This is a genomic window from Azospirillum sp. RU38E (assembly GCF_900188385.1).
In the GTDB taxonomy this organism is placed as follows: domain Bacteria; phylum Pseudomonadota; class Alphaproteobacteria; order Azospirillales; family Azospirillaceae; genus Niveispirillum.
Map to the genome: position 1 here is coordinate 55,968 of NZ_FZOI01000009.1, position 24,502 is coordinate 80,469.

General features: G+C 61.3%; 17 protein-coding genes. 11 read left to right on the forward strand and 6 right to left on the reverse strand.

What is annotated here, in order from left to right:
- Position 1 precedes the first annotated feature (1 nt).
- On the reverse strand, positions 2-940 hold the full coding sequence (locus tag CHB97_RS15595; protein WP_089288914.1) for a carbon-nitrogen hydrolase family protein: 939 nt from the start codon (positions 938-940) through the stop codon (positions 2-4).
- Positions 941-1,060: 120 nt separating this feature from the next.
- On the opposite strand from CHB97_RS15595, the gene CHB97_RS15600 reads away from it, so the two are divergent.
- The gene (locus CHB97_RS15600; RefSeq protein WP_089288915.1) at positions 1,061-2,200 is read left to right on the forward strand and encodes a cupin domain-containing protein; all 1,140 of its coding nucleotides are present in this window, start codon (positions 1,061-1,063) and stop codon (positions 2,198-2,200) included.
- A gap of 238 nt (positions 2,201-2,438) precedes the next feature.
- Positions 2,439-3,350 carry a fumarylacetoacetate hydrolase family protein gene (locus CHB97_RS15605; RefSeq protein ID WP_089288916.1) on the forward strand — a complete coding sequence of 304 codons (912 nt, stop codon included), beginning with the start codon at positions 2,439-2,441 and terminating at the stop codon, positions 3,348-3,350.
- A 120-nt stretch (positions 3,351-3,470) separates the two neighbouring features.
- Here the strand turns inward: CHB97_RS15605 and CHB97_RS15610 are convergent, their stop codons facing one another.
- On the reverse strand, positions 3,471-4,025 hold the full coding sequence (locus CHB97_RS15610) for a nuclear transport factor 2 family protein (RefSeq protein ID WP_200819971.1): 555 nt from the start codon (positions 4,023-4,025) through the stop codon (positions 3,471-3,473).
- A gap of 283 nt (positions 4,026-4,308) precedes the next feature.
- On the opposite strand from CHB97_RS15610, the gene CHB97_RS15615 reads away from it, so the two are divergent.
- The 7 genes from CHB97_RS15615 (at position 4,309) to CHB97_RS15645 (ending at position 14,858) form a co-directional block, all read left to right on the forward strand.
- Positions 4,309-4,878 carry an RNA polymerase sigma factor gene (locus CHB97_RS15615; protein WP_200819972.1) on the forward strand — a complete coding sequence of 190 codons (570 nt, stop codon included), beginning with the start codon at positions 4,309-4,311 and terminating at the stop codon, positions 4,876-4,878.
- The gene (locus CHB97_RS15620; RefSeq protein ID WP_089288917.1) at positions 4,862-5,848 is read left to right on the forward strand and encodes a FecR family protein; all 987 of its coding nucleotides are present in this window, start codon (positions 4,862-4,864) and stop codon (positions 5,846-5,848) included. Before CHB97_RS15615 ends, CHB97_RS15620 begins: the two co-directional genes overlap by 17 nt.
- 92 nt (positions 5,849-5,940) lie before the next feature.
- Positions 5,941-8,871, forward strand: coding sequence for a TonB-dependent receptor (locus CHB97_RS15625; protein ID WP_089288918.1), 2,931 nt, complete (start codon positions 5,941-5,943; stop codon positions 8,869-8,871).
- A gap of 10 nt (positions 8,872-8,881) precedes the next feature.
- Positions 8,882-10,540 (forward strand): FAD-dependent oxidoreductase, encoded by a 1,659-nt coding sequence (locus tag CHB97_RS15630; protein ID WP_200819973.1) that lies wholly within the window; start codon positions 8,882-8,884, stop codon positions 10,538-10,540.
- Between the two features lie 497 nt (positions 10,541-11,037).
- Entirely contained in the window at positions 11,038-11,889 is an 852-nt protein-coding gene (locus CHB97_RS15635) for a sugar phosphate isomerase/epimerase (RefSeq protein ID WP_200819974.1), read from the forward strand.
- 28 nt (positions 11,890-11,917) lie between these two features.
- Entirely contained in the window at positions 11,918-13,237 is a 1,320-nt protein-coding gene (locus CHB97_RS15640) for an MFS transporter (RefSeq protein ID WP_089288919.1), read from the forward strand.
- Positions 13,238-13,241: 4 nt separating this feature from the next.
- Positions 13,242-14,858, forward strand: coding sequence for a GMC family oxidoreductase (locus CHB97_RS15645; protein ID WP_089289029.1), 1,617 nt, complete (start codon positions 13,242-13,244; stop codon positions 14,856-14,858).
- Positions 14,859-14,906: 48 nt separating this feature from the next.
- On the opposite strand, the gene CHB97_RS15650 is transcribed toward CHB97_RS15645, so the two are convergent.
- A complete protein-coding gene (locus tag CHB97_RS15650; protein WP_089288920.1) occupies positions 14,907-15,965 on the reverse strand; it encodes a sugar phosphate isomerase/epimerase in 1,059 nt (352 codons plus the stop codon).
- A 2-nt stretch (positions 15,966-15,967) separates the two neighbouring features.
- A complete protein-coding gene (locus CHB97_RS15655; protein ID WP_089288921.1) occupies positions 15,968-17,092 on the reverse strand; it encodes a Gfo/Idh/MocA family protein in 1,125 nt (374 codons plus the stop codon).
- A 135-nt stretch (positions 17,093-17,227) separates the two neighbouring features.
- Here CHB97_RS15655 and CHB97_RS15660 point away from each other — a divergent pair, with 135 nt between their 5' ends.
- Positions 17,228-18,280, forward strand: a complete 1,053-nt coding sequence (locus CHB97_RS15660; protein ID WP_089289030.1) for a LacI family DNA-binding transcriptional regulator — start codon at positions 17,228-17,230, stop codon at positions 18,278-18,280.
- Positions 18,281-18,326: 46 nt separating this feature from the next.
- On the opposite strand, the gene CHB97_RS15665 is transcribed toward CHB97_RS15660, so the two are convergent.
- Together CHB97_RS15665 and CHB97_RS15670 are read right to left on the reverse strand one after the other, a co-directional pair.
- Positions 18,327-20,435, reverse strand: a complete 2,109-nt coding sequence (locus CHB97_RS15665) for a TonB-dependent receptor (protein WP_089288922.1) — start codon at positions 20,433-20,435, stop codon at positions 18,327-18,329.
- A 613-nt stretch (positions 20,436-21,048) separates the two neighbouring features.
- Positions 21,049-22,677, reverse strand: coding sequence for an alkaline phosphatase family protein (locus CHB97_RS15670; protein ID WP_089288923.1), 1,629 nt, complete (start codon positions 22,675-22,677; stop codon positions 21,049-21,051).
- A 415-nt stretch (positions 22,678-23,092) separates the two neighbouring features.
- On the opposite strand from CHB97_RS15670, the gene CHB97_RS15675 reads away from it, so the two are divergent.
- Positions 23,093-24,496, forward strand: a complete 1,404-nt coding sequence (locus tag CHB97_RS15675) for a TldD/PmbA family protein (protein ID WP_089288924.1) — start codon at positions 23,093-23,095, stop codon at positions 24,494-24,496.
- Positions 24,497-24,502: the final 6 nt, after the last annotated feature.

A 24,502-nucleotide genomic window follows, 5' to 3' on the forward strand; every position in this document is an offset into this window, starting at 1 on the left:
CCTACCTGGCTCCCTGGCGCTTCACAGCCTGCTGGGGCGCCACATTGACATTCAGGGTGAAGATGTCCGGCCGTGCGTAATGGCCGACGACATCAAAATCATATTTGCCGCGCACCCCCTCATCCGGGTCGATATCGGCATAAAGGATGGTTTCCCCGTCAAAGAAGGGACCGGCCAGCACAGCCCCCAGCGGGGCCACGATCATTGATCCACCGCGCAGCAGCACGGTTGCCGGATCATCCCCCAGCGCGCAGTCATAATCGGCCGGATAGGCCCCGCGCGTGATGTATTGGCAGGCGGACAGCACGAAGCAGCGCCCCTCCAGCGCGATATGCCGCATGGTGCTGGCCCAGCTATCACGATCATCGGCCGTGGGGGCGCAATAAAGCGTGATACCCTGGTCATACATCGCCATGCGCAGCATGGGCATGTAGTTTTCCCAGCAGATCACCGCCCCGATACGGCCCAGCGCCGTTTCGATCACCGGCAACGTCGATCCATCGCCAAAGCCCCAGATCAGCCGTTCCGCCCCGGTCGGCATCAGCTTGCGATGTTTGGCAACCAGCCCCTTGGCCCCGTCAAAGAACAAAGCTGTGCAATAGACGGTGCCGCCATCCCGCTCAATAACGCCGATGACGACAAAGGCATCGGTTTCCCGCACCGCCTCGGCCAGCAGTTCCACCTCCGGCCCGTCCAGGGCGATGGCCGCCGCGTGATAGCGGCGGTAATCCTCCCGCCCCTGCGGCTTGCGCATCCCGACCGGGGTACCAAACGACGCCCCCTTGGGATAACCGCCCAGAAAGGCTTCGGGGAAGACGATCAGCCGGGCACCATTGGCCGCCGCCTCGCGCACCAGGGCGGCCGCCTTGCGGGCCGAGGCCAATGCGTCCTGAGGCAAAGCCGCCGCCTGCACGACGGCGGCCCGAAATTGTGGAGCCATCCTTGAAACCTCTCAAACCCGGGGCGCCAAACCGGCGCCAATTATCTGCGCCCAAGATACTTGCATCATCATCCGAGGCAAGATATTTTATGCCTATAATAATTTCCGCGGGAGGGTTTCATGGCGCAGGCCAGCTACGACCAGTATCGCGAGGATGTCATCGGCCGCGCCAATGTCGCCGACACACCCGAACTGGTGGCCTATTACCGGCGGCTATCCGCCTTGGGCACAGGCGCGCTCTGGACCGTCGCCAACAAGATCGAGCCCTGGCAGCCGCATTCATCCTCGGTGCCGATGCTGTGGCGATACCGCGATCTGCGCGAGGATGTGCTGAAGGCGCTGGATCTGGTGACGCCGGAACAGGCGGGCCGGCGCGTGATCTATCTGGAAAACAAGGGCCGGTCCGATGTGGTTGCCGCCGTGGGCTGGCTTTATTCCGGCCTGCAGGTGATGAAGCCGGGCGAATGCGCCTCCAGCCACCGGCACAGCGCATCCGCCCTGCGCTTCATCATGGAAGGCAGCGGGGCCTTCACCAATGTCGATGGTCACAAGATGACCCTGGGCGCCAATGATTTCGTGCTGACGCCCAACGGGACGTGGCACGAACATGGCGTGTCGGCGGACGGGTCGATCTGCATCTGGCAGGACGGCCTGGACATTCCGCTGATGAACGCGCTGGACGCCAATTTCTATGAGGTGCATCCGGACCTGCAGCAGGCCATCGCCTATCCGGTCAATGACAGCCTGGCCATGTGGGCGGGGTCCGGCCTGCGTCCGGCGGGCCAGCACTGGACCAAGCCCTATTCGCCGCTGCTGAAATATGAATGGGCACCGACATACGAGGCGCTGCAGCGCTATGCCCGGGTCACCGATGGCTCGCCCTTTGACGGGATCATCATGGATTATGTGAACCCGAACACGGGTGGGCCGGTGATGCAGACCATCGGCGCCACCATGCAGATGCTGCGTCCGGGGGAGCACACCAAGGCCCACCGCCAGACCGGCAGTTTCGTTTATCAGTGCGCCAAGGGGCGGGGCTGGTCGGTGATCAATGGCCAGCGTTTTGACTGGCAGGAACGCGACATCTTCGTCGTGCCGGCCTGGATGTATCACGAACATGCCAACGCCTCGGCCACAGAGGATGCCTGCCTGTTCAGCTTCCACGACCTGCCGGTGATGCGCGCCCTCGGCCTCTATCGTGAAGAAGCCCTGGCCGACAATGGCGGCCATCAACCTGTAAACAACCCACTTCTCGGATAAAGCCAGATCAGTCGGTCATAGCGTCATCCCTGCGACACGCACAAAGGGGCTCCGACCATGGTTTGGCCTCCATGGTGCCTTCCCCGCGAAAGCGGGGATCCAGGGGCCACAAGAACCATCGCCTGGGTGCAATCGGCCCCTGGACCCCCGCTTTCGCGGGGGAGACAGGGGATAGAAGCAGACTGAAGCGGCGTCACGCCCATCTCCCAACCCCTAAAGAAACCCCAAAGGAAGTTCGATGCGTCTCGTAACCTACCGCGCTGATGTGGAATCGGCGGCGCGCCTGGGCGCCCTGGCCGGCGATCTGGTGATCGATCTGGCCCGTTTCGGCAGCGCCAAGGGTGTGCCGTTCCCCGCCACCATGCTGGAATTCATCGATCTGGGGCCGCAGGCCGTGGCCATTGCCAGCCGGCTGATTGCCGAATGCGGGGAGATTTTCCCGCTGGGCACGGCCGTGCCGCTGGCCAATGTCACGCTGCTCGCCCCCATCCCGCGCCCGCGCAAGAACATCTTCGGCATCGGCTTGAACTATACCGAGCATGTGGCTGAAAGCGCCAAGTCGCTGGACACTTCCCCCGACCTGCCGCGCCAGCCGGTGATCTTCTCCAAGCCGCCGACCAGCGTGATCGGGCCGGGGGAGCCGATCACGCATGACAAGGCCATCACCCAGCAGTTGGACTGGGAGGTCGAACTGGCGGCCATCATCGGCACCCGCGCCAAGGGCGTTTCCCGCGCCGACGCGCTGCGCCATGTCTTCGGCTATACGGTCTGTATCGATATGAGCGCGCGCGATTGCCGCCGCGCCGGCCAGTGGATCTATTCCAAGGGCCAGGACAGCTATTGCCCCATGGGCCCGGTGGTTGTCACCGCCGATGAAATTCCCGATCCGCAGAATCTGGACCTGTGGCTGACCGTCAATGGCGTGGAAAAGCAACGCAGCAACACCGCCTTCATGCTGTTCAAGGTGGATGAGCTGGTGGCCGATATCAGCAAGGGCATCACCCTGGAACCGGGTGACATCATCGCCACCGGCACGCCGGCGGGCGTGGGGGCCGGCCGCTCCCCGCAGGAATGGCTGTGGCCGGGCGATATTGTTGTCGCCACGGTGGAAGGCATCGGCACCCTGCGCCATCCGATCGTAGCGCGGTAAGCGGCCCCAATCCCGGACACATTACCTTTCAGGCTTTGGGGTCTCCCGCCCTGTTTCTCCCGGCTTGAAAGGATTGGCGGGCGGCGATCCAGATGACGCCGCCCGTTTTTTCTATCTGCGTTACGAGGCCGAACGTGAGGCGTCGTCAATGACGTAGCGCCAGCCGCCGTCGCGCTGTTTCTGCATGACCTCGATCCCGCCGCCGGTCAGTTCCACCAGCGTTCCATCCGCCTTTGGCATCCGCAGGGTCCAATGGTTGGTCGTAAGCGCAATATCCTTGTAGAGCAGGTGCTTGCGGACATTCAGGTCAATCTTCGGCTTAAGGGCCAGCAACCCTTTGAAATCGTCCCGCACGCGGGATTGGCCGACCATTTCCGTACCATCGGGATTGACGTAGGTGACATCGGCCACATAAAGATCGACCAGTGCATCCAGATCAGCGGCGTTGAACCGCTCCTGCCAGGCATCATACAGCTTGTCGATATCCGTGACAGGCGCAATGCGGGATACGGAGGTTGCAGCGGCCTCCCCCATCGGGCCGGCGATACCAGCGGAGACCAGGCCCGCGGTCACACCCTTGAGGAAGGTCGAGCGTGTCAGCCCGGCGTCGCCGTCGGCGATACCGGGAACCTTTTCGGCGCTGATTTGCAAGGCCTTGCGGATAGATAGGATCACTCTTTCCTCCTCGAATAGTCACAAATGGCGGGTTGCGATGAACTCTGGGGATGCCAACGCCGCCCGTCCATTTCATCTTCGGTCGTTCTTGCTGCTATTTCGGCCAAAGTGGCTCCGAATTTGTGGCCGATGGCTATGATGGCAATCGCGCCGACGGAGCATCCGGTCACCCCCGTGCAGATCCCTGCGCTACCGCAAAGGCACCGGAGCCAATTTTCCCCCTATGCTGTTGACGGAAAATCATCGCCCCGGAACTCGTCAGGAAAAAGGGATCGGGAAGACAATGACGCAACGGGGGGAACTGGCACGGTGGGTGGGGGCGCAGATTCTGCCCCATGAACGGGACGTGCGCCTGTGGCTGCAACGGCGGCTTGTCGCCGAAGGCGATGTGGAGGACATCGTGCAGGAATGCTATTGCCAGTTCGCCCAGCTCTCCGAATTCAGCCATATTGCCGAACCACGGGCTTATTTCTTCACCACGGCCCGGCACCTGGCCTTCCGCCAATTGCGCCGCGCCGCCGTGGTGCGGATGGAGGCGATTTCCGACACGATCCGCGACGAATTGCAGAATGACCAGCCCTCGCCGGAACAGGCGGCGGTGGCGCGGGAGGAACTGGGCCGGGTGGAAGAAGCCCTGAAAACCCTGTCGGCGCGGGCACGGCGCATTTTCATCATGCGACGCGTCGATGGGTTGAGCCAGAAGGAGATTGCCCGCCAGCTGGGTGTCAGCGAAATGGTGGTGGAGAATGAGGCCAGCCGCAGCCTGCGCGCCGTCCTGAAGCTTTTGACCGATCCGGCAAAGCCGACCATGGCCAGCCCGACCAAGGGGGTATCCCGTGTCGGAAAGCGTTGACGAGAACGCCGCCGCCTGGGCGCTGCGCCACCCGCTGGATGCGGCGGGGCACGCGGAGCTGGAGGCTTGGCTGGCGGTCGATCCCCGGCGCGAAGGCGCCTTGCTGCGCGCCATGGCGGCATTGAGCGTCATTGAGGACGCCGTTGAAGGGGCGCCGCAGACGCAAGCGGGCGAAGAGAATCCCCACGCTCCTGTATCCCCCTCCCCCGGCAGCGATCCGTTTTCCCGTCCGACCCGGCGGCGGATGCTGATTGGGGCGGGCAGCGGCATTGCCGCATCAGCGGCGGGCCTTGTCGTCTGGTCGCAACTGGTCGGGGAGCGGGTGACCACTGCCCAGGGGGAAATCCGGCGTCTGCCCCTGGCCGACGGGTCGGTTGCCACCATCAATACCGACAGCGCACTTCGCGTCGTCTTCGCCAAAAACAGCCGCCAGGTTGCGCTGGATAAGGGCCAAGCCTGGTTCCAGGTGGTAAAGGATATCAAGCGCCCCTTCATCGTTGATGCCGGCATCGCCCAGGTGCGGGCGGTCGGCACCGCCTTTTCCGTGCATCGCGGTGAGGAGGGCGTGCAGGTATCGGTCACCGAGGGCATTGTCGCCGTCTGGCCCAGCCGGGCCACCGGCGCCATGAGCATTCTGGAAGCCGGGCAGTTCGCCCATTTCCGCGCCGACGCCCAACAGCCGGAAACGGGCACGGCCCCGGCGGAAATTGAACGGGCGCTGGCCTGGCGATCTGGGCAGATCGCCCTGGAGAACGAAACACTGGGTTACGCGGTGGCACAGTTCAACCGCTATAACCACCGCAAGCTGGTTGTCAGCGATGCCGATCTGGAGGCCGAACGCCTGATCGGCCTGTTCAATATCGACCGGCCGGAGGATTTTGCCGCAACCCTGGAAGCCTCATTGAATGTTGATGTGAAGGTCTCGCCCTCGGAAATTCGTCTGTCACGAAGAAAATCACGCTCCCATTGACGGAAATCTCCCTGACAAGGGCTCATAGAAGAATGAGCGTACCGGAAAAGTCAGGGCGCCGAAAACAAATGATAAAATAATGGGAGGATTGAATGCTGTTTACACGCGCCCGACTTCTGGCGACCAGTGCGGCCATTGTCTGTGGCTTGGGGGCCACAACAGCCACGGCACAGACCCGTGATTTCAATGTACTCACACAGATGGCCCAGACCGGCATTCCACAATTTGCCCAGCAGGCCGGCGTCCAGATTCTGGTACCGGGCCCGCTGGCAGCCCATGTCCGGGTCAACAGCGTTCAGGGCGCAATGGATGTGGCGGACGGCCTGCAGATGCTGCTGGCGGGCACCAATCTGGTGCCGGTAAAGGTGGCTGGTGCAATTGTTCTGAAGGAACGGACACCGGGCCTTCACCCAGCGGCGCTGCAGGCCGCACCGGACCAGGGGGAAGCTCTGCCGCCCACCCCCGCCATGACGGCACCAACGGGAAGCGAGCTGGAGGAGATTGTTGTTACCGGCATCCGTGCCTCGCTGCAGGAATCCATCAATGTGAAGCGGGCCGCCGGCACGATTGTCGATGTCATCACCGCCCAGGACATCGGCAAGCTGCCCGACCAGAATGTCGCGGAATCGATGAGCCGGATCACCGGCGTGCAGATTTCACGGCGAGAGGGCGACGGGTCCAGCTTCACCGTGCGCGGCATCTCGCAGAACCGGCTGGAAATCAATGGCCGCACCTTCCTGGGTCCGGCGGCGGGCGGCGGGGCGTCGCTGGAATCCATCAGCCCGGAGATTATTTCCAGCATCGTGGTGGCGAAATCGCCCTCTGCCGACATGCCGGAAGGCTCCCTGGGGGCCACGGTAAACCTGAAGACCAAGCGACCGCTTGAATTGGGCGATCTGGTGCTCAGCGGTCGCTTCCAGGGGGCCTATGCCGATCAGGCAGACCATCTGGGCCATCGCGGCTCCGCCCTGATATCCCGCAATTTCAGCGACATGTTCGGCGTGCTGGTCAGTGCCGCCTATTCCAACACCCAGACGCGTGGCCATTCCTTCGATACAGGCGGCTGGACTCGGACCAGTGCCATTGATAGCAATGGCGATGGCGTGAATGATCCCAATCTCTACCGCCCCAACCGTTTCATGGCCCGCATCTTCGACCGGGAGGAGGAACGGCTGACATTGAACAGTTCCGTCCAGTACCGCCCGGCGGAAAATTGGGAATTCATCCTGGATGGCACCTATTCACGTCTGAAGCGGGAGCGGCAGAGCGCCAATTTCCAGGTTCTGTTCAATGATCAGGACATTACGGCGAAGGCTGACGAAAATGGCACAGTGTTGAGCGGCACCTTCAACAATGTCACCATCCGCCCGCTGATCTATGATGAACCGACCGAGTTCAAATCCACCAATCTGGGTCTGTCCGGCAAATATGAAGGGGATATTGTCACCCTGAAACTGGATGGTTCCTACAGCAAGGGGCTGGGCACCGATGGCGGCCCCGGCGCCTCCTTCACCTATGTGGTGGTGCCGCGGGCCGGCAACAGCGCCAGTGCCAGCTATGATTTCTCCAAGGGCGGGGTGGTGCCCGACCTGTCGATCAACAGCAATTTCAATGTCAACGACCCGTCCGCCTATCAACTGGCCTCGATCTTCGAGAATGATTTCCGCACCGACAATGTGGGCTATGACGGGCGTGCCGATCTGGAGTTCCAGACCGATCTCGGCCCGCTCAGTACCGTTGAATTTGGCGGGCGGTATGAACGGATCGAGTTCTATTCCGAGGCGCCGCAGAATATCCCGTCAGCGGCCGGCCTGCTGGCCGCCGGCGACAGGAACGGTGACGGTATCCTGACCGTCGATGAGTTGCCCAGCCTGGATTACAACAGCAGGCAGGGCAGTTTCTTTCCCGGCGTTTCGGGAAATTTTCCCCGCGACATCCTGGGCGGCACGGTGGATAAGGAGGCGGCACGCGACACCTTCCACCTGCCGGTGCCCCGCGCGGAGAATATCCCGCTGGGCCGCATCTCCATCAAGAATGTCGATCAGGACACGTTCGGCTTTTACACCAAGGGTAATTTTGACAGCCAGATCAGTGACATGCCGCTGACCGGCAATGCCGGGCTGCGCTATGTCACCTTCAAGCGCACCTCCTCCGGCTTTCTGTCGGATACACAGCCGACCGCCTCTTCCTCCCGCTTCAATTATTGGCTGCCCAGCGGCAATGCCGCGCTGGCGATCCGGGACGATCTCACCTTCCGGCTGGCAGCGGCCAAGGTGATCGCCCGCCCCAGCCTCAGCGATGTCGGCGTCAGTTTCGTGCCGCTGCTGGTGTCGCGCACCGGATCGCGCGGCAACCCCAATCTGCGGCCCTTTGAGGCGACGCAGGTGGATGGCACGCTGGAATGGTATTTCGCCCCCTCCAGCGCGCTGACCTTCGCCGCCTTCTATAAGGATGTCCAATCGTTCACCATCAACACGACGCGGGAGGAGATTGTCCCCGGTCTGGAGGATATGGGGCCGTTCCAGATCACCCAGCCGATCAATGGCGAGGCCGGCAGCATCAAAGGGTTCGAGGCCGCCTATCAACAGACGCTGCGCTTTCTGCCAGCCCCGTTCGATAATCTGGGGGTGCAGGCCAATTACACCTATGTCGACAGCAAGACGCCGCTGGTGGACGAGGCGACACAGGCCGCCCTGCCCCTGCCCGGCCTGTCCAGGCACAGCTACAACCTGATCGGCTTTTACGAGGATGAAACCTTCTCACTCCGGGTCGCCTATATCTATCGCAGCTCCTACCTGCTGGGGCAGGGATCGGCGGCCAGCGGCGGCAGTTCCTATGCCGAAGGAAGGGGCCAGCTTGACCTGTCCGGCCAGATCAACCTGACCGAAAATATCCGGCTGACGGCGGAAGCCATCAACCTGACCCGCAAGATCGACCGTCAATATCTGCAGACCCCGCTGCGGCTGCTCAACGCCTCGCGTGAGGATCGGCGCTTCTTCTTCGGCGTGGCCGCGACCTATTGAGGGATCAGAGATGACTTACCGGAAGATGCTGGCACGCGGCGCCGGGGTGGCGCTGGCGCTTGCCCTGCCCCTGGCCGCACAGGCCACCCCGGCAGCAGACAAACAGATTTCCGCCGATATCGTGATCTATGGCTGCACGGCCGGGGGCGTGGTGTCGGCGATTGAGGTGCGGCGGCTGAAACGCAGCGTCACACTGGTCTGCCGGGATGATTACATTGGCGGCATGACCACCAATGGTCTTGGCTGGTCGGATACCGGCAATCACCGCGCCATCGGCGGCCTGTCGCGGGAATTTTACCGTAAGGTGAAGCGCCATTACGATGATCCCGCCGCCTGGACCCTGGCCAAACGACCGGAGAAGGCGGAAAATTTCGTCGATGATGATGCCATGTGGCAGTTCGAACCCAAGGTCGCCGAGCGCATTCTGGAAGAATGGGCGGCAAAGGCGGGCGTAATCATCGCCCGCAACCAGCCCATCGACCGCGGCCCGGGCGGGGTGGAAAAGCGGGATGGCCGCGTCATCGCGTTCCGCTCCAGAACGGGGCAGCGCTTTGCCGGCAAGGTTTTCATCGACGCCAGCTATGAAGGGGACCTGATGGCTGGGGCCGGTGTCAGCTTCACCGTAGGCCGCGAAGCCAACGCCACCTATGGCGAAACGCTGAATGGGGTGCAACTTGCCAACAGCATCAAGCACCAGTTCACCCTGGATATTGACCCTTACCGGGTGAAGGGTGACCCGAAAAGCGGGCTGCTGCCCCGCATCAGCCCGGTTCCCCCCGCAGCGGACGGCACAGCGGATGATAAAATCCAGGCCTATACGTTCCGCCTGTGCCTGACCGACATACCCGCCAACCGCACCCCGCTGTCCAGGCCCGCCGGCTATGATGCCGGCCAATATGCCCTGCTGCTGCGCTATATGGAGGCGGGATACCGCAATTTCTTCCAGAAGTTCGACCGTATCCCCAACGGGAAGGCCGACGTCAATAATTTCGGCGGCTTCTCCTTCGACAATATCGGGATGAATTACCGCTATTCCGAAGGCAGCGATGCGGAGCGCGCGGTCATTGTGGCCGAACACACAACCTATCAGCAAGGGCTGCTGTGGTTCATGGCCAATGATCCGCGCGTGCCGGCGGAAACCCGCGCCGAAATGTCCAGATGGGGCCTGTGCAAGGATGAGTTCACCGGTAATGGCAATTGGCCGCGCGAAGTTTATGTGCGGGAAGCGCGGCGCATGATGTCGGATTTCGTGATGACGGAACAGCATCTGCGCGGCACCAAGCCGACCCCCCGCCCCATCGGCATGGGATCGTACAATATGGATTCGCACAATACCCAGCGCATCGTGGATGGGCGCGGTTTCGTCCGCAACGAAGGCAATATCGAGATCAGCCCCGGTCGGGCCTACCCGATCAGCTATGACGCCATCGTTCCCCGGAAGGCGGAAGCGGGCAATCTGCTGGTGCCTGTGGCTTTGTCGGCCTCCCATATCGCCTATGGTTCCATCCGCATGGAGCCGGTCTTCATGATTCTGGGTCAATCCGCCGCCGCTGCCGCCGATCTGGCGATCGCCAAAGGCGTTGCCGTGCAGGATGTGCCCTATGCGGATTTACGCAAACGCCTGCTGGCGGAAGACCAGATCATCACCCTGGAAGAGGCGGGGCCCTGACAAGGCGGTGGTGCATCAACGGGGCCGGGGAGCGGATCAGTATCGACCGGGCCGCCAAGGGCATGGCGTTGGCGAAAGGGTTTGATTGCAAAAAGAATAGAATTCTCCCGTATAAAACTTGACACTTGTACCCGCTCTCCCAAGCGTGACCCACAATGACAAAAACCGTTGATCTCCACGAGAGATCAACGGTTTTTTTTGGCGCCGGAGAGGGGACGGACGATGAAGTGTGGCCCCGGACCGAAGCCGTCAACCAACGGATGCCATCAAAACTGACCCCGGAATGTAACCGTTAACGCTTGACATGCCGCCGCCTTCGGGTAGTTTCAAGAAAAGGTTTACATTCCATGTTCTGAAGGGGTTTCAGCATGGAATCCCCGTCCCTTTCCAATTCCAAGGCTCCCATGTCGCCTCTCGATTTTGGTATCGATCTCATCACTTTTTTTCATCCCGGTTTCTGGAATTTGGAGAGCGAAAGTGATGTGATTGCTTATGGCATGGCCAATCCGCGCCCCTTCTGGGACCGGATGCTGGATACGCTGGATGGGACGGGGATTACCGGTATCGAACTGACCTTTGCTCCCTTCGGCTGGACAGAGATGGTCAGGGCCTATGGATCAGCGGCTGGCGTCCAAGCCGCCCTTGATGGACGTGGCTTGAAAATCGCCTCCGGCTTTTTCGCCGATGTCGCCATTGAAGGCCGGCTGGATGATGCTGAACAACAGGCATCGCTGATCGACCGTGCGGAGAAGTACGCGGCGTTTCTGGCTGAAATGGGCGCTGAATTGCTGGTGATGGGGCTGCCGATGCGCAGCAGTTGGAACCAGAAGCCGCCGGTTTTCGTCGATCTGCCGATGGCGGCGGCTGTGGCCGATTTCTGCAATCGGCTGGGGGCGGCCACCCTGCGGCATGGCGTCCGCCTGGCGCTTCATACCGAAGCCCATTCGATCTTCTCGCTGCCCCGCGATGTCGACCTGATCATGACGCTGACTGACCCGGTCTATGTCGGCTTCTGCCCCGATACCGCCCATCTGCTGTTGGGCGGGGCCGACCCGGTGGCGGTGGTGGAACGGCATATCGACCGTGTCATTCTGGCCCATTGGAAGGACGCAACCGGGTCGATGCCCCTGTACATCTCCATCGACGAGACCATTCATCAGGCGCATCGCCCCTATTTCTGCGCCCTGGGCTCTGGTCGGGTTGATTGGCAACGTTGGGCCCGCCTGATGCGTGACCGTGATGTCAGAGGCTGGGCTGTTCTGGAGATCGATGCCGTGGCCGATCCCGGCCGAGAGATTCGGCGGTCGCTGGATTATGTGAATACCTGTCTGCGACCGATCTTCGGCTGAAAGCCGTTCTGTAAACGGAGTGCCATCCATGTCCACTCGATTGTCCTGGCGGGAAAAGCTGAGTTACGGGATTGGCAATTTCGGCATCAATCTCAGCTTCGGCATGACCGGGGCTTACCTGATGTATTTCTACACCGATATTTATGGTGTGGACCCCGGCACCGTGGCCAGCCTGTTCCTTATCGCCCGTGCGATTGACGGTCTATTTGATCCGTTCATGGGGCTGCTGATTGATCGGACGGATACAAGATGGGGCAAGCATCGCCCCTATCTGCTGGGGCTGGCCCTGCCTTTCGCCCTTTGCGGTGTGGCCGTGTTCTGGACCCCGCCCTTGGGCGATGTTGGCAAAATCGTTTACATTTTCACCAGCTATACCTTGCTGGGAATGCTGTATTCGGGCGTCTCACTCCCCCTCAATTCCATGTTGCCGACGCTGACCCGTGACGCGCGGGAGCGCACGGCAACCAATGCCATCCGTGAAACCCTGGGGTCGGGGGCCACGGTCGGTATCGGTTATGCCGCCCTGCCGCTGGTCCATGCGCTGGGTGGCGACAGCGAGGCCCATGGCTTCCTGCTGGTCGCCGCCCTGCTGGCGCTTGTCACCATCGCCGCCCTGGTTCTGACCTTTGCCAACACGCGGGAACGTGAGGCCCCGACGGAGAGCCCGCAGGTTCTGACAACCCGCCAGTCGGTCCAGGCGACAAAGGGGAATTGGCCCTGGATTGCCACCATGCTGGTGAATTTCTGCTTTTGGATCGGCTTCACGGCGCATCTGCAATCCTTCATCTATTATGCGCGCGACGTGCTGCGGCAGCCTGAATTGGTCTCGTCCCTGATGCTCACCATGCTGGCGGTGCTGGTCGGTACGGCGCTGTCGGCACCCATCGCCAACCGCATCGGCAAACGGGCCACCGGCATTATCGGCGGCGGGTTGGCCATGGCGGCAACGGCGGCCATTGCGCTGTCGGATGCGCCGGCCTGGCTGGTGGCGACCAACATTGCCGCCTATCTGGGCCAGGGGCTGATCGGCGGGCTGCTGTTCGCCCTGATGGCCGATGCCGTGGATTTTGGCGAATGGAAAAGCGGCTTCCGGGCCCAAGGCTTTCTGTTCGCCGCCTCCAGCTTCGGGGTGAAGCTGGGGATGAGCATCGGCGGCGCTGCCGGGGCCTGGATGTTGAGCCGGGCCGGCTATGTTGCCGGGATGGAGGCCACGCCGGCCGTCCAGGCGGCGATCACCGCCGGGCATGTCTGGTTCCCGGCCATCAGCTTTGCTGCCATGGCCGCCAGCCTGAAACTTTTCACCTTCCCGACCGCCTATGCCCAAGGGGCGCGGACCAGCGGAGCTTGATGCCATGCGTTTCGATTACATCATCGTCGGGGCCGGGTCGGCCGGCTGTGTGCTTGCCGACCGGCTGTCGCGTGATGGGCGCAGCAAGGTGCTGCTGCTGGAAGCCGGGTCGGATAACCGTTCCCTGATGGTTTCCATGCCGCGCGGCATGGCCAAGATTTGGGGCAATCTGCGCTATTACTGGCCTTTCCCCGCCGAACCGCAGCCATTTCGCCCACCGGGGGAGACGTGGTTTTACGGCAAGGGTCTGGGCGGCTCCAGCGCTGTCAATGGCACCTGGTATTATCGCGGCCAGCCCAAGGATTATGACGCCTGGGAGGCGATGGGCAATCCGGGCTGGAACTGGCGGGAAATTGAACGCTGTTACAAGGCGATCGAGGATTACCAGGAGCCGGGGGCCGACCCCTGCCGCGGGCGCGGGGGGCCGATGGAAGTGACGGCCATGCGCGATGACGGGCCGGTGACCCGCGCCGTGCTGGCGGCGGGGCGCGAAATGGGCCTGCCTGTGCTGGATGATGTCAACCGCCCCGGCAGCCATGGGCTGGGGCGTTCCCAGATGACGGTGGATCGCGGGGGCCGCCGGGTTTCTGCCTATACCGCCTTCCTGCGCGATGCCAAGCGGCGGTCGAACCTGACCGTGCAGACCCATGTCACCGTGCGGCGGGTATTGTTTGAGGGCAACCGGGCGACCGGCGTCCTGTGCGAGATTGCGGGTCGGGAGGTCAGCTTCCTGGCCGGTGAGGTCATTCTTTCTGCCGGCGTGCTGCAATCGCCCAAGCTGCTGCAATTGTCCGGCATTGGTCCGGCTGCCTTGCTGGAACGCCATGGTATCCCGCTGGTCTATGGCAATGATGCCGTCGGGCGGAACATGGCCGAACATATGATGGTGTCGCTGTCGTTCCGGCTGCGCGGTGCCTTTGGCTTGAACCGGGAATTCCGGGGCTGGCGGCTGTGGCGCAATGCCCTGCAATATATCCTCACGCGCACCGGCTTCATGGCCTCCATTGTGCCGGAGGTCAGCGCCATGATCTCAACCCAGGGCCAGCCGGACTGGCCCGATCTTCAGGTCGGCGTTTCCGCCTTCTCCATGACCGATGCGAACGGCGAAAAATCAGAGGCTGGGCGCGGCAAGACCGACGATCTGCCCGGCATCACGGCGGTCGGCTTCTATCTGCGTCCGCATAGCCGCGGCACGGTGGAAATCCGCTCCCCCCGACCGGAAGATGCACCGATCCTGCATGCCAACTGGCTGGACGATCCGGCGGATCGCGATCATCTGATCACCGCCATCAAGACCATCCGCCAGTTGATGCGCCAGCCGGCGCTTTCCGCCTATGTGGGGGATGAAATCACGCCCGGCCCGCAAGTGGCCAGCGATGAAGAAATATTGAAAGCCGGGCAGTGGATGTTGAGCACCGGCCTGCACGGCACCGGCACCTGCCGCATGGGGCCGGAGGGCAATGCCGTGGTGGATGCACGGCTGCGTGTGCATGGCACCCAGGGGCTGCGCGTCGTGGATTGCTCCGTAATGCCGACGGGCATTTCCGGCAATACCAACGGCCCCGCCATGGCCGTGGCCTGGCGGGCCGCCGAACTGATTCTGGAAGATCGGTCGGTTTGATGGCTTTACCCCTTGGGCGGGCCGTCTGGCCCGCCCAAGGGGGTTAGGTTAGCCTAAGCCCAATATGCTGCGATTGCGCGCGACATCCGTTGAGGCACCGGCAAAATCATCAAAGGCGCGGGCCGTTGTCGGGATGATGTGGCGCTTCACGAATTCCGCCCCTTCACGGGCACCCACCGCCGCGTCTTTCAACGCGCATTCCCATTCCACCACGGCCCAGCCGGGGAAATCATATTGGGCGAGCTTGGCGAAGATGACACTGAAGTCGATCTGACCATCGCCCAGGGAACGGAAACGGCCCGGCCGGTCGACCCAGCCCTGATACCCGCCATAGACCCCGCTGCGCCCATCGGGCCGGAATTCGGCATCCTTCACATGCATCATGCGGATGCGGCTGTGATACAGGTCGATGAAGGCGGCGTAATCCATCTGCTGTAACAGCAAATGGCTGGGATCATAGAGGATATTGGCGCGGGCATGGCCGCCCACCGCATCCAGGAACCGTTCAAAACTGGCCCCGTCATGCAGATCCTCGCCCGGATGGATCTCGTAACAAAGATCAACCCCGGCTTCGTCATAGATATTCAGGATCGGTTCCCAACGCCGGGCCAGTTCGGCAAACCCTTCCTCCACCAGCCCCGCCGGACGTTGCGGCCAGGGATAGACCGTGTGCCACAGCAGGGCACCGGAGAAGGTGACAGAGGCCGTCAGGCCCAGGCGCTGGCTGGCGCGGGCCGCCAGCTTTAACTGGTCAACCGCCCATTCCTGGCGGGCGGCGGGTGGGGCCGTGCGCAGGGCCGCCGGCAGAAACCCTTCAAACAGGGTTTGATATGCCGGATGCACGGCGACCAGCTGGCCCTGGATATGGGTGGAAAGTTCGGTGATTTCCAACCCATGCTGGGCCAGCATGCCCTGCAGATCCTGGCAATAGGCGTCGCTTTCCGCCGCCAGTTTCAGGTCGATGCAGCGGGGATCGTTGGTTGGCAGTTGCACCCCATGATAACCGCAGGCGGCCACCCAGGGGGCAAGCGTTTTCAGATCGTTAAAGGGCGGCTGATCGCCCATGAACTGGGCCAGGAATAGGGCGGGGCCCTTGATGGTCCGCATTTTCAATCCTCCACATCGATCCAGCCGCGGGCGGCACTGCTCGCCACCACGGCCTGGGTGAAAGCAAGGCTGCGCAGCCCCATGAAAGCCGATGGCAACGGCATGGCGGTGCCGTCATCCCGGTTGCGGATGCGATCGACCAAGCCCCGATAGATATTGGCCAGCGCTTCCAGATAGCCCTCCGGGTGGCCACCGGGCAGGCGCAGCAGCCCCTTTGCCACGGGGCAGATCAGCATCGACGGATTGGCCGTGATCAACGTCACCCGCCCGTCGGCATCGGTCTGCCATAGCTCAAAGGGCCGTTCCTGCGCCCATTGCAGGCTGCCGGTTTCCCCGTACAGGGTGATATCCAGACCGTTCTGGCGACCGGTACAGACCTGACTGGCAGTCAGCACGCCGGCCGCACCGCTTTCCAGCCGGAACAGCACCGCACCATCATCATCCAGCGCCCGCCCGGCAACACAGGTGCGGATATCCGCCATCACGCGGGCAATTGGCTGGCCGGTGGTGAATTCCACCAGGCTTTGCGCGTGTACGCCGATATCCCCGAAACAGCCGCTGATGCCGGCGCAGGCCGGATCGGTGCGCCATGCGGCACCGGCCTGTTCCTTTTCCACCGGCTGTGCCAGCCAGCCCTGGATATAGTTGGCGGCAACGCGGCGCACCGGCCCGATGGCACCCGCCGCCACGCGAGCCTTGATCTCATGCACCATCGCGTAGCCCAGATAGGTATAGGCAACGGCGAAGGGCTTTGTCTGGGCCTGCACGGCGGCGGCCACGCGCCGTGCCGCCGCCAGATCATGGGCCAGCGGCTTCTCGCACAGCACGGCGAAGCCTGCCTCCACCGCGGCCAGGGCAATGTCGGCATGGGAGTCGTTTGGGGTCAGGATGGCCACCAGTTCCGCGCGTTCCGTGGCCGGCAACGCTGCCTCTGCGGCAATCAGGGCCATGGCATCGGGATAAACCCGCTCTCCATCCTGACCGGCGGCATGGTTACGGGCCGGATCACGGCTGAAGGCACCCGCCACCACCCGCAAGCCACCATCCAGCGCCGACGCCCGGCGATGAACCGGCCCCATGAAGGAGCCGGGGCCGCCACCGATCATCGCCATTCTTACTGGGTTCACCGGGTTCACTCCTTACAGTAGGTAAAGCACGGCATGTAAAGCTTTACATTCATATGCGAAAGACCGGCGCTGAAAAAGGCCCCTTGCCCCATTCAGCGATTGCAGCAAACCGTCCGTGCCGGTATTTCTTCAACCATGGCTAATATCAAAGACATTGCTGAACTCGCCCAGGTCTCCATCGCCACGGTGTCGCGGGCGCTCAGCACGCCGGGGGCGGTGCGCCCGCCCACGCTGCAGAAGATTGAAGCCGCGATTGCGCAGCTTAATTACCGGCCGAACATGCTGGCCGTCGGCCTGCGGCGGCGGCGCAGCGATAATGTCATCGTCGCCGTGCCCTCCATTTTCAATCCTTTCACCTCGGCCTTCGTGCAGGGGATTGAAAATGTCGCGCGGGAGGCGGGCATCCGGGTGCTGCTGGGCATCACCGATTCCGATCAGGCGCTGCTGGACAGCTATGTCGGCATGATTGCCAGCAAGCAGGCCGATGGCATGATCCTGCTGGATAAGATCCTGCCGACGGCTGTCTTGCAGACACCGCCGGAAAACCCAGCACCGCCCATCGTGCTTGCCTGTGAATATCCGCCGGGGCTTTCCCTGCCGCGGGTGCGCATTGATAATGTTGAAGCCGCTGCCATGCTGGTGAACCATCTGGTGCGCCAGGGCCATACGCGGATCGCCGTTATTACCGGCCCGATCGATCAGAACATGTCCAGGGACCGGCTTTCCGGTTTCCTGCTGGGGCTGAAACGGGCGGGTCTGGCCAGTGACAAGGCACCGATCGTTCATGGGGATTTCACCCTTCAGTCCGGCTATGATGCCGTAAGGCAGCTTTTGGCAGCAAAGGCCGGGTTCACCGGACTTTGCTGTGCCAACGATGAAATGGCCTTAGGCGCCATGGCGGCCCTGCGTGAAGCCGGCATCGCCATTCCCGATGGCGTCTCGGTCGTCGGCTTCGACAATCTGCGTTTCGGCGCCTTCGCCAGCCCCCCCTTGACCACCATGGAGGTCCCGACGGTGGAGACGGGGGAAGCCGCCATGCGGCTGATGCTGGATATGTTGCGCGATCCGTTGGACGCCAACCGGGAAATCATTCTTCCCTACCGGCTGGTTGTCCGCCAATCCAGCGGCCCGGCACCCACTGCCGTCAAGCCCGGCAAGGCCAAAAAGCCCCGCGGCCAGACGTCCTAAGCCACGGATGGGCAGGGGCCTGTAACCGCCCCCTGCCCCGCCCTTATCAGAAATTGTACGATACCCGCACGCCCCAGGTGCGCGGATCGGCGAATTGCACCAGATAGCCGCCGGCATAGGCCGCCTCTTCCGACGTGGTCAGAATGGTGCTGTCTTCGATATTACGCACATAAGCAGAAATGACGACGTTCGACTGATCCGGCTTATAGGTCAGGCTGATGTCGGTTTTGCTGTAGGATTTCTGCTGTTCCGCAGCACTGTTGCGGAAGGAGAAGAAGGATTTCGTCTGATAGCGCGACTGAATGCGCGCGGTCAGTTGTCCCCCTTCAAGCGTCATTTCATGCTGATATCCGCCCGACAGCGACCATGTCGGCGCCTGGGGCAAGGTATTGTCGGCATACTGAACCCCGTTATTCAGGAAATCCTTGTAACGGGCATGAAGATAGGCCACCGAAAAATCGACCCGATCGTCGGGCGTCACCAACCAGTTCCCCTCAACCTCGCTGCCGTAAATCTCAGCCTCACCTGCATTAAAAATCCGCGAGATGGCTGTGACCGGGTCATTCTGCTGCACCTGCAGATCAGAATAATTATAGAGGAAGATATTGGCATTCAGTTCCAGCTTGTTATCAAACAGCCGGTTCTTTGTGCCCGCCTCCCATGCTTTGATCGTCTCGGGTCCGAAGGAATAACCATTCTGGAAGCCGCCGGATTTGAAGCCGGTATCGAACTTGGCATAGACCAGATTGCGCGGCGTCACCTGCCAATCCAGGCCGGCGTGATAGGTGTCCTTGTGTCCGTTATAATGCGCATCAACCGCCGTAAAGGTTCCAGCGATAATGTTATAGCCAAGCTGGCTCTTGTCTTCCTTGGTGTAACGGGCGCCGGCGGACAGTTTCACGGAATCGATGGGCTTGTAATATACCTGCCCGAAAGCCGCTTGTGACTTTGCCTTGGTGTCATAGTCGAAGGTGTAGAAATTGCTGCGGGTACCGCCGCTCAGCACCTGGAAATAGGTCAGCGCGTCCAACTGTTCTTGGAAAGCATAAAGGCCGCCCTGCCAGCCAAACGGACCATCATCATTCGAGGTGATGCGTAATTCATGGTTCTGCGTATCGGTTTGCCCATCCGTCGGGAAAGCATAGCTGTACGCCGTCCCGCCATCCTGGTCATTATCGCGTCGCTGATGCTGATCGCGATAGCCGCCATAATAGGATATGGTCGCGAAATCCAGGTCGTAATTTAACTCCGTGCGGATCGTTTTCACGTCCAGGTCAAATGACGCCTGGTTGTTCAGCGCCCAGCGATCCGTGTCGCCCAGTTTCAGCGTGCCATCGGAACGAATATCGGCATAGGGAATGCCCTTGATCACCGAACCAACGCCACCAACGTGACTGACTTCCCCTGTCACCAGCGCGCTGAAGCGCCCCGGTTGCCACAGCACATGCAAACGGCCGGACTGGCTGACATCATCATTGCCATCCTTGGTGACCGTACCGCCGCTGGTTTGCAGGGAACCATTATCCACATACCCTTTCCGCTGATGCACGGAGAAGGCGCCGCGCACGATCAGCGTATCGGATAGGGGCGCATTGACCATCCCTTCCGTGATCAAGGCATTTTTATAGCCATATTCCGCGGCAATATTGCCCTCCAGCCGGTCGGTGGGGCGGGCCGTGCGGATATTGATCGCGCCGGCCGTCGCGTTACGACCATATAGCGTTCCCTGTGGACCGCGGAGAACTTCAACCCGCTCCAGATCAAACATTCCCGCATTCAAGGAAACGGCGTTCTGGAGATAAAAATTATCAATACTGACCGCGACAGCCGGGTCACCCGTTTCGGTATAGTCACGACTGGACACACCCCGAATGGTGATGATGCTACTCTGATTATTTTGCGCGATGTTGAGCGTCGGCGCGATATTGGCCAACGCATTGACATTGCCGACACCATTTTCAGTCAAGGACTGACCGTCAAAGACAGACATGGCGATTGGCGTTCGCTGCGCCGTGCTCACCACCTTCTGCGCGGTGACGATGATCTCGGTGAGCCCACCGTCATCAACGGCATCGGACTGCTGTGCCATCACCGGCACGACGCCCATCAAGGCGACCAGTGCCGAACCGCCCATACGGGCCATGAGAATGTTCATATATCTCCCTTCCAAGCTGACCGCGAAGCGGCTCCCGCATTTTTTTGGTATCGTTTACATTCTCAGGCTATCATGACCCGATAGCAGGTCAAGGGCCAATTTTGTCGTCTGATCGAGGGGATCAGGCTGGTCAACCTCGATCGAAATCAATAATTTTCATTATTATCAGATGGTTAAATAAATTTCCTATCGGCAATGACGATGGATACGTTGGGGATGAGACGGACAGGACCCATAGGCAGCGGGGCGGAATAGACCGCGCGAACGCGTGAATTACTGGAATGCTTTACATTTACGTTGAGGATGCACCTGCTGACCGGACAGGTCTTGCGCAGAGCGCGTGTTTCCGTCGCCAAGGCTATCCACAGAGGGGATCCTCTCAACCCGCCGAAAGCTTGACCCTTCGGCCGGTTGGAGGGCCACGAATGGGGGAACCTGAAATCTCCCGTGAGGTCTTCCGTTTCGGCCGGCCTCTCCATTTTCCAAAACAAAAGCCGCTGATTCTCTTTGAGAATCAGCGGCTTTTGTCTGAAATCGGCAGCGCGCCCAGTAAAGTGGCTGTCCGCCACCAGCGGGGCCCGATGATCGCATTGCCGATCACCGGGACAGGGCCTCACACTTTGCCGTAACGGGCGCCGAAATCCTTAACCCTGGCATTCAGGTCAGCCGCACATTCCGCGTCTTTCAGGATATCCGCCAGGGCCTGGAGAAGACCGGCTTCGTCCAGGGTGTCATCGCAGAGATGGCGCAGCACGAAGGGCAAAAATTTCAGCTGCATTGGCGTTATCGGGCAATGAGTACTTGCCTCCAACGCGGCAAGATGCGCCCATTCATCCTCCGATACTTCGATTTTCGGCAGGTCGCGGCGCGGCGTGGCGCGGGTGAGCACCCCTTCGAAGGTTGGGGCGTGGTAGACCCGCTCCCCCATGTCCCATTTATCCTTGGGAATCCCTTTCCATTTCAGGATGGTGGCGATCAGGGATGTATGATCATACGGCACATCGGTAGTGGACCGGAACACCGTCGCCTCATCAATCCAGGGCGAAATCAGCAAGGTCGGAACCCGAACCCCGAAGCGGTCAAAGCCAAAATCCTGCTCACATTTATGGGGTGCCGGGCCGGTGCCCCAAGGCGGGATTGCTCCCCAGGGCGGGGGGAAATGGTCATAGGTGCCGCCATGTTCGTCAAAGGTGATGATCAGCAGCGTCTTCTGCCACAGTTTGGTGTTGCGGGTCAGGGCGTCATACAGCTCCTTCAGGAACAGTTCGCCCGGCAGCACATTCGATGGCGGGTGATAGGAATTGCCGTTCTGGTAAGGTGGCAACACGTTGTACCAGTTCGGTTCCAGATATGAAAAAGACGGCAATTCATCCCGTTCAACGGCCCGGAAGAACTCGTCAATATGGGTAACATGCTTGTCCGCATCGGGAATCTTGAATGCATTTCTGGTAAGGCAGAAGCCATTCATTTCCTTCGTCTGATAATAAATCATCCAATCTTTAGTGTCTTTGTGCCCATGTTCATGCAATGTCTCCCAGATCGATTTCGCATGATATTTTCCCGGCACCACGCCAAACAGCAGACCATGATTGTCCACCAACTCCACCAACTCGCCGTTCAGTCTTGCCAGCGACGATCCGCAGATGGAATAGGCCCGGTTCGCCATGGTCTGGGTCGGCACTGAGCTGAACCATTGGTCGGAAACGGCATAGGCCTTGGCCAGCCCATTGATCACCGGTAATTGCTGCGGCGTAAACGCATCCATAATCTCCAATGACAGCTCTGGCGTCATCTTTTTGCTCAAGGCCCTGGCCAAGCTGCCGACCGGGTCGGGCTCGTCACAGGCGGGGGCCAGATGGCCGATATGGGAATAATAATAATCGTTCAGGAACCCGCCCATGGTCGCAGGTTCCCCATGCTTGGGTTGCCCCTGGTAATCATGCGGCAGGTCGAACAATTGAACGGTGACGTGCTGGTGGGGTTCATGGGGATCGGTGCTGGGTGAGTTGTAATGGCTCGCCCCGTACCGGACATAATGCAGGGAAGGAGGATCACCGGGACGCAGATTGAAATATTTATTATGTTCCAGCCCATGAAACGGCTCGTCCTTTTGCTTGGGCGAGGCGATGATGTGCTTGGGACGATCCTCCCCTTCATACAGCCAGCCCAGCAGGTTGTCGAAGGAACGGTTTTCCAGCATCAGAAAAACAACATGTTCGATTTGCGGCAAGACGCGGCTCATTGATGCAAAACTCCTTTGCTGAGTGTTTTGACACGCCTTCGCTGATCCGACCCCAGAAAGGCACCTTTAAATTGATTTTTCCAAATTTATATACACGCTTATGTAGAGTCAAATCATATTACTGTGCGCTGGATCCTCTGATGGCCGTCTCTGCGCATCTGGTTGGCGTCTCAGGCGGATTTCATCTGCCTTGACCGGCGGTGCGGTGGCTGTCGGGGATAGCCCGGCGGGGTCAAAGCATTTCTGTCGGCGGTCGCGCCCCCGCCTATGCACTGTCAGACAACAAGCAGTGACGTGGCACGCAAACTTCCCCTTATACCCAGCCTATGATCGTGAATGTGGCCGCCCGGTGAGCCTTGGCCGCTTTTGCGCCCCGGCTCCGGCAAATGCCGTCGGAATTCATGAAGGAGCTCACATGAGCATTGGCACCCTTTCCCGGCCCGTTGAGGGCGGCCCCCGCGATGGGGCTGACGGCTATCTGCTGCAAAGCGAGGCCGATCTTGCCAAGGCCGTGACCTACGCGGTGGAGCGCAGCACAGCGCTGGGGGCCGGGGGGGCCATTGCGCGTGTCAATGAAGGGGGCGGGATCAGCATCAGCGTCGCCAATGGCGAAGTTGAAAATGCTGTTCGGGATGGCAATCAAAGCCTTCAGATCACCGTGTTTCTGGAGGGGCGCACCGGCATGGCCTCGACAGAGTCGCTGAGCCGCAATGCCATTGACCGCGTGGTTGAACAGGCCATCAGCATGGCCCGCCAGCTTGAACCCGATGAAGAGGCGGGGCTGGCGGATCGTGAGACCCTGGCCTGGGACAGCCCCTCGGTGCCGCTGTTCGCCCCGTCCTGCCATAATGCCGTTGAGCTGACCGAAGCCGCCATGGCCATTGAAGCGGCGGTGAAAGCAACCGCCACTGCCGACATTGTGCGTGTGTCGGAAGCGGGGGCGGCCAGCCAGGACGCCCGCTTTGCCCTGGCCACCAGCCAGGGCTTCTGCCGGACCGGCAGCAGTTCCATGCAGCACCGCTGGTGCCAGACCATCGCCCAGCGCGGCGATGAGATGAAGCAGGGCCACTGGGGATCCAGTGTGCGCCGGATTGAGGAGCTGGAGAGTGGCGAGCTGGTCGGTAAACTCGCCGCCAAGCGGGCCCTGGACATGCTGGGGGCGGAGGGTCTGACGACGCGCCGCGCCCCCGTCCTCATCGATGCCACCGTCGCCGCCAGCCTAGTGCGGGAAATGTGCGGGCAGTTGAGCGGTGGCGCGCAGTATCAGCGCATGACCTTCCTGCCCGACGCGATGGAGCAGGTGCTGACGGCCGCACATCTCAGCGTTACGGAAGACCCGTTCGAGCCGTTCGGTCTGGCCAGTGCCGCCTTTGACAGTGAGGGGGTGGCCGGCACGCGCCGCGATATCATCCGCGACGGCGTGGTGAAGGGGCTGTTTCTCGACACCCGCATGGGGCGCAAACTGGGCCGGGCCTCCACCGGCAATGCCGGCGGGATGCGCAACCTTGCGCTGATCAGCAGCCTGACGGCCCCCACCGACGATCTGACCGCCATGCTGCGCAAGATGGGCACCGGCCTGTGGCTGACCCGCTTCATGGGCGGCGGTTCCAACCCTGCCACCGGGGTCTATTCCCGCGCCGCCGCCGGCTTCTGGGTGGAAAATGGCCAGGTGGTGCAGGCTGTCCAGGGCTTCACCGTCGCCGGCAATCTGCAGGACATGTTCAAGGCGATTGTCGCGGTTGGTGCCGATATTTACCGCGAGGGTGCCATCCGGGCCGGTTCGATCCTGCTTCCCGACATGCAGATCGCCGGCCGGTGATCGTGC

Excerpts from the sequence above, each read along its gene's own strand:
- CHB97_RS15600 (WP_089288915.1), top strand. The coding sequence starts at position 1,061 with ATGGCGCAGGCCAGCTACGACCAGTATCGCGAGGATGTCATCGGCCGC.
- CHB97_RS15605 (WP_089288916.1), top strand. The coding sequence starts at position 2,439 with ATGCGTCTCGTAACCTACCGCGCTGATGTGGAATCGGCGGCGCGCCTG.
- CHB97_RS15640 (WP_089288919.1), top strand. The coding sequence starts at position 11,918 with ATGTCCACTCGATTGTCCTGGCGGGAAAAGCTGAGTTACGGGATTGGC.
- CHB97_RS15625 (WP_089288918.1), top strand. The coding sequence starts at position 5,941 with ATGCTGTTTACACGCGCCCGACTTCTGGCGACCAGTGCGGCCATTGTC.
- CHB97_RS15665 (WP_089288922.1), bottom strand. The coding sequence starts at position 20,435 with ATGAACATTCTCATGGCCCGTATGGGCGGTTCGGCACTGGTCGCCTTG.
- CHB97_RS15670 (WP_089288923.1), bottom strand. The coding sequence starts at position 22,677 with ATGAGCCGCGTCTTGCCGCAAATCGAACATGTTGTTTTTCTGATGCTG.
- CHB97_RS15635 (WP_200819974.1), top strand. The coding sequence starts at position 11,038 with ATGGCCAATCCGCGCCCCTTCTGGGACCGGATGCTGGATACGCTGGAT.
- CHB97_RS15615 (WP_200819972.1), top strand. The coding sequence starts at position 4,309 with ATGACGCAACGGGGGGAACTGGCACGGTGGGTGGGGGCGCAGATTCTG.
- CHB97_RS15630 (WP_200819973.1), top strand. The coding sequence starts at position 8,882 with ATGACTTACCGGAAGATGCTGGCACGCGGCGCCGGGGTGGCGCTGGCG.
- CHB97_RS15645 (WP_089289029.1), top strand. The coding sequence starts at position 13,242 with ATGCGTTTCGATTACATCATCGTCGGGGCCGGGTCGGCCGGCTGTGTG.
- CHB97_RS15675 (WP_089288924.1), top strand. The coding sequence starts at position 23,093 with ATGAGCATTGGCACCCTTTCCCGGCCCGTTGAGGGCGGCCCCCGCGAT.
- CHB97_RS15660 (WP_089289030.1), top strand. The coding sequence starts at position 17,228 with ATGGCTAATATCAAAGACATTGCTGAACTCGCCCAGGTCTCCATCGCC.
- CHB97_RS15650 (WP_089288920.1), bottom strand. The coding sequence starts at position 15,965 with ATGCGGACCATCAAGGGCCCCGCCCTATTCCTGGCCCAGTTCATGGGC.
- CHB97_RS15595 (WP_089288914.1), bottom strand. The coding sequence starts at position 940 with ATGGCTCCACAATTTCGGGCCGCCGTCGTGCAGGCGGCGGCTTTGCCT.